This is a genomic window from Corynebacterium sp. ED61 (assembly GCF_015233855.1).
In the GTDB taxonomy this organism is placed as follows: Bacteria; Actinomycetota; Actinomycetes; order Mycobacteriales; family Mycobacteriaceae; genus Corynebacterium; species Corynebacterium dentalis.
Map to the genome: position 1 here is coordinate 1 of NZ_JADGIT010000004.1, position 12,917 is coordinate 12,917.

The window sequence follows — 12,917 nt, forward strand, 5'->3', positions numbered from 1 at the left end:
GTGACTACCGGGTGATGAAGGTTCGGGGCACAGTGACGGCATCAGCGCCACCCCGCGGAAGCAAGATGAGGGTGGCAACGCTGTCTGGAAGTACATCGGTTGTTATGGCGGGAACATGAGTGTGGGCGGGCAGGGTGCACAATGATCCCCCGGAGCTGCCATCGGGTTTGTATTTCCGCAGGTCGCAGTTTATGGCGTGGCACTTCCGGGGGATGGTTGTGCACATTCGTGCGAGGTAGGCTCGGGACTGTCTTATTGGTGAGGTGACATTCGATCGTAGCCTAGCCACAGTGTGAATAGTTCGGCGAAGGAAGGTGGCGATGCAATGAGGAACCAAGTCTCGATGCCGAAGTACACGATGCTCGCTTAATCTTGCTCCCTCAATGAACTTCCATTCACCCCCTCGTAGTGCGAAGACATACAGTGAGTAGCCTGTGAGTATGTCTGAAGCTCGTTCGTCTGCCCGGTGGTTGTTGCTGGCTGTCGTTGGTATCGGCGTCTTCCTCATCACGTTGGATAACACCGTCCTTTACACGGCGTTGCCCACCTTGGTCGGCGAGTTGAACGCGACTAGCACCCAGCAGCTATGGATTGTCAACGCCTATCCTGTCGTCATCGCGGGTCTGCTCCTCGGTACCGGCACGCTCGGGGACAAGATCGGCCACCGTCTGATGTTCACCGTCGGGTTGTGCATCTTCGGTATCGCTTCAGTGATCGCCGCATTTTCGCCAGCTCCCGAGTTTCTGATCGGCGCTCGAGTCCTGCTTGCTATAGGCGCGGCGACCATGATGCCTTCCACCCTCTCGCTGATTCGCCTGACGTTTACCAAGTCCCGCGAGCTCAGCTTCGCAATCGGAGTGTGGGCTTTGCTTTCAGTTGTGGCTTCCGCCTTGGGCCCGTTGGTGGGAGGTTTACTACTCGAGTGGTTCTGGTGGGGTTCCGTTTTTCTCATCAACATCCCCATGGTGATTTTCGCCCTGATCACCCTGCCTTTCGTGGCCCCGCGCAGCGTCCGCAATCCCGATAAGCATTGGGATGTCATCTCTTCCCTCATGGCCATGGTCTGCTTGGTGGGAGCCGTGATGACCATCAAGGAGTTGGCGCATTCTCCCCAGAACTGGCCGCTCATCGCCGTGGCGATGGTGTGCGCTGTGGTGGGTGGATTTCTTTTCGTCCGACGCCAACCTCGCCTCGAACAACCTCTCCTCACCCTCGAGGTTTTCAAGGAGCCTGCTTTTGTGGCGGGCGCCATCGGAGCCAGCTTCGCCATGTTTGGCACGGTGGGTCTGCAGTACATAGTGTCGCAAAAGACTCAGTTGATCGATGGATTTTCTCCACTGCAGGCTGGCCTTGTGGTGTCCGCCATTGCTGTCGGTTCCGCTTTGACGAGTGTGATTGCGGGCGCTCGCCTGCACATTCTCGGCGCCCGCAGGCTGGTTGCTGGCGGTCTCGGAATCGCCGCGATTGGCTCCCTGGTGGTGGGCCTAGGCGGAGTTGTGCACAGCAATATCGTGTTGGCCTTTGGTTTGTTCATCATGGGCACAGGTTTGGGCGCCGTGATGTCCGTGGCATCTATCTTGATGATTTCCAACGCGCCGCCGCACCGGGCGGGCATGGCGGCTTCGGTGGAAGAAGTCTCCTATGAGTTCGGTTCTCTTTCGGCCGTTGCTTTGTTGGGAAGCTTGATCACGTTCATGTTTAGCGCGAGCTACGTGGTTCCCGAAGGAGCCCCAGCGCGAGCGGGCGAAGGAATGCAGGATGCCCGCTTGGCCGTGGTGGAGAGTCACCTGCCGCAGGAGTTAGCAGAAGAAGTTCTGGCTCGGGCACACGAAAGTTTTAACGCTGGTTTCATCGCCTGCACGGTGCTGGTGACCGCGGTATTCGCGGTAGGCGCGCTGATTACTAGCCGTAACCTGCGCGGATATGTTCTCAGCGAAGAGGAGACCCATTAGCTACAGCACGAACACATAAGGCCATGCCCGTGGAGCAGCAAGCAACGACCGTCATTAATACTGACTGATGAAGCTGTGTGCCTCGCCCGTGAGTGGATCAGTGAAGTCCAAACGCTTGGCGATCAATCCCATCGGCTTGGTGAAATCCTCGTCCTCCACAAACACCGGACGGGGAAGGGTGCCGTTCGGAGTGAGCAGTGCCGAATCATCGACATCGGCATACAGCGGATCATTGAGGATCGGTAGCCCCAAACAGCGCATCACCACCCGCAGCTGATGAGTCTTTCCGCTTCCTGGCTGCAACTGCCACACTGCGACTTCTCTGCCATCGCGGACTTCCGTTCGCATCCCCACCACCTTCGTCAAGGCATTCATTTCCGAGGCGGGGACGTCTTCATCAAGATAGGTGGATAGCCGTCCGCGAATCTTGATCATGTGGTGCCGCAACACCCAAGGATCATCCGGAGTGGGCTCTGGCCACGAACGCCACTGGCTGAACCGAGGAATTGGATTCATCGGGGCATCGTCAGGCACATCAGTGATGGCCTCATATGTTTTTAGCGGCACCCGACGGTCAAACATCGTTTGATAAGCGCCCCGTACTTCCGGGCGGACGGTGAACATGAGTACCCCGCGGGTGAGCCGATCCAGCCGATGGCTCGGGGAGAGCTCAGGGATCCCAAACTCCACGCGAGCTTTCACCAAGGCCGTCTCTGTGATGTGCTGCCCGCGGGGGAGAGTCGCGAGGAAGGGTGGTTTGTCGATGACGAGAAGGGTGGCGTCGGAAAAAAGAACGCGTAACTCACCAGGAACCGGACGCTCGGCTGCTGGTTGGCGGTAGAAATTCACGAAGATGCCGGGGCGAAGCAGTGAATCCGGGCGCAAAACCTCTCCGGAATCCAACACAACTTCGCCGCGGGCAAAGCGCTCGGCGAGGGCGGAATCATCGTCTGCAGGGTGGCGATGCCGCTGGTCAGATATGAGAATCTTGAGGAAATCTTCAGCCCTGACCGCAGAAGTGCTGCTCAGGGGAACTTGGGCGCGGGTTGGATTTAATCCCAAACGTATTGGAAGAGGATTGATCACCGCGTATACTCCCAGCCATGGATCTGAATGCAATCTTAAATAGTATCGCGGAATTCTTCAGCACTGACTTTGGCGCGGCCGTAGGCAACGCACTGAATGCCATCTACAAGTTCTTCTACCCAGCAAACGCAGAAGGCGCTTGGGACGTTCCACTCCCAGACACCAGCCCACGCAAGTAGGCCTGCGCGCTCGGAAAAGCACCTCATCACTCCTCGCGGAGACGGTGGGGTGCTTTTGCTATGCGAGAGATTTGTCTCAAAGAATTTTCTGCCAGTCAGGGGCAAAAAGCGCATAATGGAAGTGTAAGAACTTCATAGTTAAAAAGTTTCCCGCTTTCGGTTGGAAACAAGGCGCAGTCTCGCTGGAAGGTGAGCAATTGTGGCGAAATCCGTGGGCGGGTGTGAGCGAAAGGAATCTCATGTCCACCAATGACTCTGGAAACGTAATCGTCGTGGCAGTCGATGGCTCGGAAGCCTCAGACGCTGCCGTCCACTGGGCCGCTAACTCCGCAAAGAAGCGCGGACAGCCATTGAAGCTGGTCACCGCCTACACCATGCCGCAGTTCATGTACGCCGATGGAATGGTGCCTCCCCAGGAGCTCTACGACGAGCTCGAGGGTGAGGCCGGCGACAAGATCGACAAGGCACGCCGCATCGTCGAAGAATTCGATTCCTCCATCGAGGTCTCCCACGAAGTCCGCGAGGAATCCCCCATCGACTTCCTCCTGGCTCTGTCCGAAGACGCCGGCATGTTGGTCATGGGCTCCCGCGGACTGGGCGGGCTGTCTGGCCTGGTGATGGGATCCGTGTCCGCCGCCGTTGTCTCGCACGCCGAGTGCCCCGTGGTGGTGGTTCGTAAGGACAACGACGTCACGGAAGCCAACAAGTACGGCCCCATCGTGGTGGGCGTGGACGGCTCCGAGGTTTCCCGAAAGGCGATGGAGATCGCTTTCCGCGAAGCCCAGGCACGCCAGGCTCCACTGCGCGCCGTGCACGCCTGGTCCGATGCTCAGTTCCACACCTCCTACGTGGGAGTGGTGGAAGCCCAAAGCCAGATGGATCAGCTCATCGAAGACCACGAGCGTCTGCTGACCAGCGAACTCGCCCCGCTGATGGAGAAGTACCCAGAGGTGGAGGTCGAGGAGATCGTGGAGCGCGAGCGTCCTATCCACTCCTTGAAGGAAGCCGCCGAAGGTGCACAGTTGCTGGTGCTGGGATCGCACGGCCGTGGCGGATTCAAGGGCATGCTGCTGGGATCCACCTCCCGGGCGCTGTTGCAGTATGCACCATGCCCCATGATGGTGGTGCGTCCACAGAGCTAGCTGAGCGCTTGCGCGTTAGTGCTTCGCGCTAGACTCTAGACCCAGTAGTCTAGAGGTCTAACGAGACCGCACATTTCACGATCAACTCGACGATCAACTCGCAAGGAAAGGTTTATGGCCACAGCTCCGAAGAAGACCAGCTCCCGCAGGCGTAACCGCCCAGGGCCGCGTCAGCGTCTTCTCGCTAGCGCCACGAACCTCTTCACCACAGAGGGAATCCGTGTCATCGGCATCGACCGCATCCTGCGCGATGCCGATGTGGCCAAGGCCTCGCTGTACTCCCTGTTCGGCTCCAAGGACAACCTGGTGGTTGCCTACCTGGAAGAGCTGGACACCGAATGGCGCAAGCGGTGGGAGGAGATCGCCAGCGAGCGCGAGAAGCCAGAAGCCCGCATCATCGCCTTCTTTGACCTGTGCATCCGGGACGAGCCGAACAACAACTTCCGCGGCTCCCACTTCCAAAACGCCGCCAGCGAATACCCGCGCCCGGAGACCGAATCCGAAGAGCGTATCCGCAACGCGGCGATGGAACACCGCGACTGGTGCCGTAACACGATGGCCGAGCTGCTCAACGAGCGCTTCGGCTACTCCTCCCGCACCCTTGCCGACCAGCTGATGGTCTGCCTCGACGGTGGACTGGCCGGCGCAAAAATGAGCCGTACCGTGGTTCCCCTAGAAACCGCGCGCAGCATGGCACGCCAGCTGCTGCTCACCGCCCCCGCGATGTACAACATCTAGCTAGGGCGTTGCTGGCGCGCATCCAACGCCTTGTGGGAATGCTTCCCGTGCTTCTTGGCATGCTTTGACTCCACGTGCACTGACTTCTTTTCCAGGTAGTGCTCCCGGAACTGCTCCGTGAACGGCATCGTCCGGTTCAGACGCGCCTGAATACCCCAGCTCTGCGCAGCCGTCCACAAGTTGTTGCACACCCAGTACAAAAGCAATGCCACCGGCGCGGGCCCGGTGAGGCCGAAGATCCAAGGGAACAGCAGCACAATCGGGCCCATCCACAACAGCACCTTGGCGATAAAACGCGCAGACGCCTTGCTGTAATCCAGAGTGCGCCGATTGCGGATGTAGCTGTACAGATAGTTCGCCGTAGTAAACAGCGACGCCATGGCGATCAAGGGCAGCGCCACATGCAACACTTCCGGCTGGGAGGTGCCCAGATCCCGCAGCTGAGAATCCATCATGCTGACATAGGAGGGAAGGGGGACGTTGAAGAGCCTGGCGTCGAGAAAGGTCTTCACATCCTCAGCATTCAACGGACCGTAACCAGAATGCGCCGCGTTCAAACCCTCGACTGGGCGGGCGATGCGTAGCAGCAGGCGATACAGGCCAATGATCACGGGAATCTGAATGAGCATGGGCACGCAACCATCGCGCACGCGATAGTCATTTTCCTGCTGCAATTCGCGCCGGGCATGGCGGAGCTCGCGTCGACTCTCCTGATCATTCTTGCCCTCGAAGCTCCGGGAGATCTCCTCCAGATGCGGGCGCAAGTTGGCGAGGATACGCGAGGAACGGAACTGGCGGTAAGCCAATGGCAGCAACAACAGACGAATCGTGAGCACCAGCAACACGATGGAACCTACCCACGCGGTGTTCGCGTCCACGCCCAACACATTCGCCAACAACATGTGCCAGAGCTTCAACACCGCAGCCACTGGGTACTCAACGATAGCCATGGGAGAGACATTAGTCAGCTGCACTCATAAGCGCTGCATTAAAAGACGGCGATGGCGAGGAAAAGGGCTATGGAAGGACAACTCGTGAGATAATGGCCGCCATGACAGACACACGGGCAGCCAGGGCACGGCGGCGGCTGGATCCTGTCAGCGTGGTGGGGGAAATCCTGGTGACTCTGGGCGTGCTCGCGCTGCTTTTCGTGTTCTGGGAAGTGGTGTGGACCGACGTGCAAGCGGGGCGCGAGCAGGACAAGGTGGCGGAGAAGCTGGAAGAGCAGTGGGACTCGCGCAACCCGCGCCCACTGACCGCACCGCCGGAGGGGGCAGCCTTCGCCCGGCTGTTCATTCCCACGTTTGGGTCTGACTTTCACTTTGCCGTGGTCAAAGGCACCTCGGATGCGGACCTGGAAAAGGGCCCGGGTCACTACCTCGACACGCAGAACCCCGGCCAGCCCGGCAACTTCGCGATGGCGGGCCACCGCGTGGGGCGCGGTTCGCCGTTTAACGATCTGGGCCTGCTGGAAACGTGCGACGCCGTGGTGGTGGAAACCGCCGGCTCCTGGAACATTTACCGCGTGCTGCCCATCGGCGAGACTGCGGACAGTGGACAGGACAGCGGACAGGACAGCAGGCAGGCAGCCGCGCAGGAGTGCATGGATCAGGAGCTTGCCCAGCGGATATCCAGCGGAGAGTACGCCGGGGTACAGGGGCGCAGTATCACCACGCCGGGCGACATCAACGTGATCAACCCGGTGCCGGGGCAGGACCGAGCTGAGGTGGCGGACGGAGATCTTCCGATGCTGACGATGACCACCTGCCACCCGCAGTTTTCTAACGCGGAGCGGATGATCGTGCACGCGGTATTGGTGCGCAGCGACAAGAAATCTGGCGGCTACGTTCCGCCGGAATTATCGGAGGTGACTTAAGCGATGTATGCAGCATTGTGGCGCGCACTGCCAGGGCCGACGTGGGTCAAGCTGGTGATTGTGCTTGGCCTGCTGGTGGGCCTGTTCTTCCTGCTGATGGAAGTGGCGTTCCCGGCGATCGGGCCGCTGATGCCCTGGACCGACGTGGGAGTGCGCTAGCCGGTTCTAGTGCTGGAGCTGACCGCTAGAGCTGGAGATTGGCGATGGTGCGCTCCGCGATCTGCTGCGCCTTCACGGACTGCGGCTGCGCGGTGGTGACCACCACGGCGACCTCGTCCTTCCACACGGCGTAGACGGCATCGGTTTCCTCGTCGCTGCCACGGCCGCCGCTCCATCCATCCGGCTTAAGTGCCTTGAGCGTGGAATCGATGGGTGCCGCGCTATCCACCACAGCGACAGCCTCTGCGTTGCTGCGCATCGTGCGCACACTCACCTGAACCTGAGGATCCTCCTCGAAGGACCAGAACACGCAGCCTGGGGGATCGAAGCGTGGATCGAGGCTCACGCCTGTGAGCTTTTGCCCCGTGGCCTCTTGAGCCCACTCGCCGTCCAGATAGGGGCAGGTGGTGTCACGCGAGCCGGAGAGATCGAGCCTGGTGTCCACAGGGAGCTCGCTGCCACGCGCGCCGGGTGCTGATGGTGCGGTGGTTGCCTGGCTGGCATCCGTTTCTTGGCTGGCCGCGGGGTTCTGTGGGCTGTCTTGCTGGTCGCCGCAGGCAGCGATGGTGAAGATGCTCGACGCCACAATGGCCGTAGCCGCAGCCCGGGAAAGGACTGCGGCTGAGCGGCGAGGTGTTGCGCAGGACATGGCTAAGTGGCCAATAGAGAAGTCTTAGCTGTGAGCCTGGTTGAACTTCTCGATGATGTCCGAAGCGATACGTCCACGCTTGGAGACGTCCAAGTTATTCTCCAGCGCCCACTCGCGGATGCGCTTGTTGCGGTTGGAGGAAGAGTTGGAGGAGGACTTGCGGTTGGACGAAGAGCGAGTCGCGCGACGTGCGACTGCAATGTAAGGGTCAACCGCAGATTGGAACTTTTGCAGGTTCTTTTCAGAAAGTTCCATAACGTAATCAATGCCATTGACAGAAAACTCTACGACATTCACCTCGTTATCTTCGAGGGGAGAGTTGTCAAAGTCATCAAAAAACTGGGTTACTTCGCGACGTGCCATGATGAGAAAACCTTAGGGTCTGTGAAATGGGAAAACTAGGCGATAAACAAAAACGTCAGGCCTACTCGTTGTATTACATGTTACTGATCTAAATGAATATTGGGCAAATTATAGGCCTTATCCAATATAAATTCACATGAATCTGCATTTTGATGCAAAGTGAAATGTGATTCAATAATTTGGTTGAATCTGGATTCAATTAATCTTTTCCTTTAATGGTAACTTTCGGTAAGTTCCAAAGCTTGCGCGCGCAGATATGAAAAAATGCCTAACCATGAATGGTTAGGCACCTAAAGGTAAATGCGCAGGTGAGGCCTAGTTTGTGGTTCTGGAGCCCCACTGCAGAGCAGCTGCTGCGCCCGCGCCTGGTGCGGACGCCCGCAACGAGCGTGTGCTGAGTTTGCAGCTCGTTCGCGGTTAGCGGGCAGAGTGTGCGTTAACGTCCAGCGGCTGGTTGCTCATGCGAACACCTTGGCCTTGGTATGCGCGAGCAGACTTCGCGTAGTGCAGGGGAGCGCCAGGGTGGAACTTGCCGTCCGGGTTCATAAAAATCCAGTCCGTGTGGACGTAGTCCGGAGTCACCTGGACCACCGCATAGCCATGGGAATCCATATCCAGGTACTTCACGTAGCGGTTCAGATTAGTAAAGGCGAATTCCACTGTCTGGGACAGAGGATTATCCTCCGGCAGCTTGAGGATGTCGTCGATATTCGAGCTAGTAACAGAAGGCGTCACGATTTCCACGCCGGCGACACCCTTAGCGGGGTAGCTGCCCGGCTCCACAGGAATATCGCACGCCCATGAGGAGTGAATATCGCCGGTGAGCCATACCGAATTGTGAATATCGTTTTCCTGCATCAGCTTCACGATGCGACGACGCTCGGCCGCATAACCGTCCCATTGATCGAAGTTATAAGGAATGCCCTGCTCCGGCAGGCCCAGTAGCTGGGTCACGGCATCGGCCTCTGGCTGCTTGAGCGGCGGAATCAGAATGGGCGTAATCATCACGGAGTTACCGATCAGATTCCATCGCGCCTGGGAAGACTGCAGCTTGCCTGCCAGCCATGTGAACTGCTCGGAGCCCATCATGGTGCGGGAAGTGTCGTCCGTCTTGCCCATCGAGGTGAAGGAGACCTGCTCGTTGCGGTACGTGCGCAGATCCAACATGTTCAGCTCTGCCAGGGAACCGAAGGACAAGTTGCGGTAGATGTGGCCGCCCTCGCTGAATGGAGTGGCGCGGATCGGCAGCCACTCCAAGTAAGCCTGAATGGCAGCGTTGCGACGCTCGATGAAGTTGCCGTCTTCCGGCTGGTGGTTCTCCGCACCGCCGGACCAGGTGTCATTGGCTACCTCGTGGTCATCCCACGTGACGATCCACGGGCAGGCGATGTGCGCGGCCTGCAGGTCTGGATCCGTGTGGTACTGCGCGTAGCGCTCGCGGTAATCAGCCAGCGACACGATCTCATTGGCTGGCAGGTGATTGCGCAGAGGACCGGTCTTGCCGGTGTATTCGCCAGCTGGGTACTCGTAGATGTAATCGCCCACGCACAGTGCGTAGTCAACATCGCCGCGCTGAGCCATGTCACGGTAGGCGTTGAAGAAACCCGCCTCCCAGTTGGAACAGCTAAACAGCGCGAAGCGAAGCTCGGACATGTCCTGACCGGCAGCGGGTGCGGTACGGGTGCGGCCCACCGGAGAAATCTGACCCTTGTACGGGCCATCCTGGACGCTGAAGCGGTAGAAGTAACCGGTGTACGGCTGCAGGCCAGCAGCTTCCGGCTTGGCCGTCATGTCCGTATCCGGAGTCACGCGCATGGTGCCGGAGCTCACGACGTTGCCAAAGGCTTCGTCCGTAGCCACTTCCCAACGCACCGTGGTATCCACGCCGCGGTTGCGACCTGCATAATCTTCCGGGTGGGACGTCACGCGAGTCCATAGCAGCACGCTATCCGAGTATGGATCGCCAGAAGCCACGCCGTGTTGGAATACGGCGTGGTCAGTAGGGAATTCTTCAGCAGGGCCAGCGGAAGCAATGGATTGAGCGCTGGCCGCAGCGACAGCAACTGCGGTAGCCGCAGCGCCGGTTTGCAGCGCGCGTCGTCGAGAAATGTTATGAGTCATAACAGAATGACAGCACGCCGCAGGCCATTGTGCAGCGCGAAATAGCCCCTGACGGGTCTGAATTAACCGCAAAGCCCCAAAAGGGGGCAAACAGGGACTGGGAAAAGGGCCGGTGCCCAGCGGACAATTAGCCGCGCTTGATGCGCAGCTGGTTCTCCACCAGATCCAGCTCGCGAGTAACCGCCTTCAGTGCGTTACGCGTCTGGTTCTCATTCATCGTGCGCGTGCTATCCACGGCCTTTTCCAGCTGATCCAGCTGGTCCTCCGCGTCCTTGGCGAAACCGCCAGGCACGGAATTATCCTTGAGCTCCTTGCGCAGCTTTGCGATGCGCGCCTTCTGCGCAGCACCATCGCCGCTGTACTTGGCCATCTCCGAAACCGGGACGTCCGAGTGCTGGGCACGGCTCTTTTCATTCGACGCCTGCATCTGGGTGATTCCGCGGTAGACCAAAGGCAAAAGCGCCGGAATAGCCACGCGAGCTGCGCCGACGTAACGAGTCACATTGCCACCGTTGAAGTTGCCGGCCTTGATCTGCTCGAGGGCAGCCTGAGCCATCTTCTCCTCGTGCTTACGGCGGTTCTTCAGTTCCTTGTTATCGGCCTTGCGCACCTGCTTGGCAGTCTTGCGAAGGTACTTTTCCTTCTGCTTCTCCAACTTGGCATCGGCCTTCGCCTCTGCCTTAGCGCGCACCTTCGCGGCACGCATAGCCGCCTTCTTTTCTTGGCGGCGCTTGCGCAGTGTGCTGAACAGTCCCATGTCTCTCCGAGCTATCGTGTGATCGTTTTACTTCTTGACCGTCATTGTATTGAACAGTTATCCACTGTAGTCGGCCGTCCCAGAATGTGTCGTAAGTTACCCAGCTCCTAAGATGTATAAGCATCGTGACTTCCACACCTTCCTCCGCTCACCAGACCTCAAGGGACGCCGCAGGCGCATCCCTTGAGGAGGTGCCCGTGGAACCGCTGCACCCAGAAGACTTGGTGGGGTGCAGGCATAGGGGAGTGTTGCGTCGGAAAATAGACCTCAACGCACCCACCCGGATGCGCACGGCATACGATCTCGAGCAGACCGTGGAACGGCTCAGCCACCGGATCTCCAGCCGGGCGAGGAAACAAGAAGTGCTGGCCAGCCTGCCGAAAGCGCCGCGGCGTGGAGACAAACTCATCCCCACGCGAGTGGATATTGAGCGCGGAGACAACGCCGTGGAGGACACGCTGGAGGCCATGGCTGCGGGAACGCGGTTGATCGTCGGCGCCACGCTGGAACACGGGCCGATGGCCGCGACCGTGGACCTGCTGGTCCGGCGCGACGCAGGCTTCGGCGCGGACCCGGGCTTGGCATATGCACCCGTGTTGATCTCTGCACACGGCGTGGCGCGCGCCGCCAAGAAAACCCAACGCGCGGACTGCCTCGCGGTGCCACTGAGTGGACTGAGCCTCTCGCAGGGAGTGCCCGTGCCCTACCGGCACCGCGCCATCGCTAAAGAGGGCCAACAGTTGGCCATGGCGCATGTCATCCTCGAGCAATGGGGATTCGCCGCGCCGGAGGTAGGGCTGATCGGGCACGCCGCTAACCAGCAAGAACAGTGCTACTTCTTCCCCGGCGCCCCCTTGCGCACCGGCCTGCTCACAGCCTTGTCTGAGCCCATCCCCACCGCGCCCAGCCGCGTGCGGGAATGCGCCGTGTGCGAGTTCCACAATCACTGCCGAGCCCAGCTTCTGGAAAGCCTGGACGTCTCGCTCATGCTGCCAGGCGACCGCAACCGAGCCGTGCGGGAACGCGGGATTAACACCTTGCCGGAGCTCGCCGCCGAGGGAGACAGTGAGCAGAGCGCACTGGCGGAAGCGTGGATGAACGGCGAAGTGGCACGCCGCAGACCGCTGAAACGCTGGATCACCGACACGGAACTGTGGGGTAGACACGAGTTCCGCATGCCCGCGCACGGCCAGGCGCCCATGGTGGAAGAACTGCGGGATGTGGTGGACCTTGATGTGGATATGGAAGCCCATCCGCAGCGCGGCACCTTCCTCTGGGGCACATTCGATGGCTCCTCCTACGTCGGCTTCGGTGACTTCTCCACCCACGGCGACGAGGGCGCGCACGTGGCCGAATTCTGGGCCTGGCTGCAGGCACGACGGGCATCCGCGGACGCTCACGGACAACGCCTGCGCGTCTGGGTATACGCAGCCCAGGGCGAAAACTACTGGTTGCGCACCTACGCGCAGCGCTTCGGCGGACGCGAATACACGTTGGACGACGGCCGCGTGGTGGTCATGCCGGGCAAGGCGGAGGTGGATTCGTTCATTGAGTCCGACGCATGGTGCGACCTATTCCGGCTGGTCAAAAAAGCCCTCGCGGGGACAGGGTCGTTGGGGCTGAAATCCGTGGCACCGCTGGCAGGCTTCACCTTCAGCCAGGAAGGCGTGGACGGCAAAGCGGCCGTGGACCTGTTTGAGCAGGCCATTAGTTTGGATAGCCGAGGCAGGTTGGCGGCGCGTCGTACACTCGAGCGGTATAACGCCGATGACTGCGTGGCCACCTCCCACGTGCGGGCGTGGCTGCGCGCCGGGGCCCCGGGAATCCGCGGGCTCTGAACCTTTGCATCACCTTTGCATCGGAACGGCGGCCAAGAAAAAGGAAAGGACGCATCA

At 59.8% G+C, this 12,917-nt stretch carries 13 protein-coding genes; 7 read left to right on the forward strand and 6 right to left on the reverse strand.

Going from position 1 to position 12,917, the window contains the following annotated elements:
* Nucleotides 1–440: 440 nt before the first annotated feature.
* Entirely contained in the window at nucleotides 441–1,952 is a 1,512-nt protein-coding gene (locus IM764_RS05470) for an MFS transporter (protein WP_194187205.1), read from the forward strand.
* Nucleotides 1,953–2,006: 54 nt separating this feature from the next.
* Here IM764_RS05470 and IM764_RS05475 read toward each other — a convergent pair whose 3' ends face one another.
* Nucleotides 2,007–3,014 (reverse strand): pseudouridine synthase, encoded by a 1,008-nt coding sequence (locus tag IM764_RS05475; RefSeq protein ID WP_228073427.1) that lies wholly within the window; start codon nucleotides 3,012–3,014, stop codon nucleotides 2,007–2,009.
* Nucleotides 3,015–3,055: 41 nt separating this feature from the next.
* Here IM764_RS05475 and IM764_RS05480 point away from each other — a divergent pair, with 41 nt between their 5' ends.
* The 3 genes from IM764_RS05480 to IM764_RS05490 all read left to right on the forward strand — a co-directional run bounded on the left by IM764_RS05480 (nucleotide 3,056) and on the right by IM764_RS05490 (nucleotide 5,097).
* Complete coding sequence (locus IM764_RS05480) at nucleotides 3,056–3,217, forward strand: hypothetical protein (RefSeq protein WP_194187207.1); 162 nt, start codon at nucleotides 3,056–3,058, stop codon at nucleotides 3,215–3,217.
* A gap of 239 nt (nucleotides 3,218–3,456) precedes the next feature.
* Nucleotides 3,457–4,359 carry a universal stress protein gene (locus tag IM764_RS05485; RefSeq protein WP_194187208.1) on the forward strand — a complete coding sequence of 301 codons (903 nt, stop codon included), beginning with the start codon at nucleotides 3,457–3,459 and terminating at the stop codon, nucleotides 4,357–4,359.
* 114 nt (nucleotides 4,360–4,473) lie between these two features.
* A complete protein-coding gene (locus tag IM764_RS05490; protein WP_194187209.1) occupies nucleotides 4,474–5,097 on the forward strand; it encodes a TetR/AcrR family transcriptional regulator in 624 nt (207 codons plus the stop codon).
* Here IM764_RS05490 and yidC read toward each other — a convergent pair.
* Nucleotides 5,094–6,047, reverse strand: coding sequence for a membrane protein insertase YidC (gene yidC, locus IM764_RS05495; RefSeq protein ID WP_194187210.1), 954 nt, complete (start codon nucleotides 6,045–6,047; stop codon nucleotides 5,094–5,096). The two genes, IM764_RS05490 and yidC, sit on opposite strands and share 4 nt — an antisense overlap.
* Before the next feature lie 101 nt (nucleotides 6,048–6,148).
* Between yidC and IM764_RS05500 the strand changes: the two genes are divergently transcribed.
* Both IM764_RS05500 and IM764_RS05505 read left to right on the forward strand, forming a co-directional pair.
* A complete protein-coding gene (locus IM764_RS05500; RefSeq protein ID WP_228073429.1) occupies nucleotides 6,149–6,973 on the forward strand; it encodes a class E sortase in 825 nt (274 codons plus the stop codon).
* Nucleotides 6,974–6,976: 3 nt separating this feature from the next.
* The gene (locus IM764_RS05505) at nucleotides 6,977–7,132 is read left to right on the forward strand and encodes a hypothetical protein (RefSeq protein WP_194187212.1); all 156 of its coding nucleotides are present in this window, start codon (nucleotides 6,977–6,979) and stop codon (nucleotides 7,130–7,132) included.
* Nucleotides 7,133–7,157: 25 nt separating this feature from the next.
* On the opposite strand, the gene IM764_RS05510 is transcribed toward IM764_RS05505, so the two are convergent.
* The 4 genes from IM764_RS05510 to IM764_RS05525 form a co-directional block, all read right to left on the reverse strand.
* Nucleotides 7,158–7,781 carry a DUF2020 domain-containing protein gene (locus tag IM764_RS05510; protein WP_194187213.1) on the reverse strand — a complete coding sequence of 208 codons (624 nt, stop codon included), beginning with the start codon at nucleotides 7,779–7,781 and terminating at the stop codon, nucleotides 7,158–7,160.
* A 24-nt stretch (nucleotides 7,782–7,805) separates the two neighbouring features.
* On the reverse strand, nucleotides 7,806–8,144 hold the full coding sequence (locus tag IM764_RS05515; protein ID WP_194187214.1) for an Lsr2 family protein: 339 nt from the start codon (nucleotides 8,142–8,144) through the stop codon (nucleotides 7,806–7,808).
* Nucleotides 8,145–8,561: 417 nt separating this feature from the next.
* The gene (locus IM764_RS05520) at nucleotides 8,562–10,265 is read right to left on the reverse strand and encodes an alkaline phosphatase (protein ID WP_194187215.1); all 1,704 of its coding nucleotides are present in this window, start codon (nucleotides 10,263–10,265) and stop codon (nucleotides 8,562–8,564) included.
* Between the two features lie 127 nt (nucleotides 10,266–10,392).
* Nucleotides 10,393–11,022 (reverse strand): DUF6474 family protein, encoded by a 630-nt coding sequence (locus tag IM764_RS05525; protein WP_194187216.1) that lies wholly within the window; start codon nucleotides 11,020–11,022, stop codon nucleotides 10,393–10,395.
* Nucleotides 11,023–11,147: 125 nt separating this feature from the next.
* On the opposite strand from IM764_RS05525, the gene IM764_RS05530 reads away from it, so the two are divergent.
* Nucleotides 11,148–12,860, forward strand: a complete 1,713-nt coding sequence (locus IM764_RS05530; RefSeq protein ID WP_370551553.1) for a TM0106 family RecB-like putative nuclease — start codon at nucleotides 11,148–11,150, stop codon at nucleotides 12,858–12,860.
* Nucleotides 12,861–12,917: the final 57 nt, after the last annotated feature.